1 pseudogene is annotated in these 1103 nt (G+C 43.0%); it reads right to left on the bottom strand.

Annotated features, from left to right (window positions below):
- A pseudogene (locus tag CIK04_RS26865) lies at positions 1-505 on the bottom strand (ATP-binding cassette domain-containing protein); the annotation flags it as partial.
- Between the last annotated feature and the right edge of the window lie 598 nt (positions 506-1103).

Below are 1103 nucleotides of genomic sequence, written 5' to 3'. Positions count from 1 at the left end.
CACCGCAAGGGCGCGAGCAATCGCAGCACGCTGTTGCTGACCGCCTAGATAAGTGACCTGGGTAGTAATCTTTACGCTCATACAAGCCGACTTTTTTCAGCAGCATTTCTGCTTTTCGATCGCCTCGGCYTTGGGCACACCCAGAACATGAACGGGCGCTTCAATCACATTTGTAGCACCGTCATGTGAAGACCAGAGGTTAAGCCCTGAAAACCATCGCCAAGCGCGAACGGATACGCTGGACTTGCTTTTCATTGGCTGGAACCGCCTCACCCGCACGATTGTTTTTCATCTGGATTAATTCGCCATTAACCCAAATTTCACCTGCGGTAGGCGTTTCTAGTAAATTGATGCATCTAAGGAAGGTACTCTTACCGGAGCCGGAAGAGCCAATGATGGAAATAACGTCCCCTTTGTGTGCAGCAAGTGAAATGCCTTTTAGCACTTCATTCTGACCAAACGTTTTGTGCAGTTGTTTGATATCCAGCGCTGGTACGTCATGCATGCGCTTGTACTCCCTGTGTTTTTGTCACTGCCAAGCACTCCGGCCCCTTGAATGGATACAAACTAGCATCCTATCAATTGAGTTGCAACAAATTATTAACCTGCATTTTTAGCATAGTTAAAAACGAAAAGTAGATTTATATTCACAATTTAGCAATATATTCTTTTACTGATGCATAGAAGGCATTAAAAAAGCCTACCAAGGGGCAGGGYTTWATATTAAATCAACAATTTAACAAAATATCAATACTACTGATTACGCTGCAATGTAATGTAGTTAACTGTTTTGCTCTGAGCCTGTAGTCGAGTACGCTCAGCCTCATCAATCATCAACCATGAGAGTCGATTGACTCATCCGTTGCAGCGGTGCCTTTAAACTGATCCATAATATAACGAGCGCTCAAATCACCATCTTCAGTACTAAACCAATAGTTTGTTGCAATGAAATGCATCTAAATCACTAGCATCGTCGTAGAGATACTCGGAAGAATGACACTATCACTAACAAACGAATAAAGTACATGAAGCTTAATCTCCGTTAGATTTGAGTTTGGCCTAATGCTAATACGCTGTATGCCATTGTCACTTTCTTGAATTGC

This window comes from Vibrio sp. 03_296, assembly GCF_002265885.1.
The sequence above is the reverse complement of the archived record's forward strand: the minus strand, read 5'-3'. Positions and strand labels throughout refer to the sequence as shown.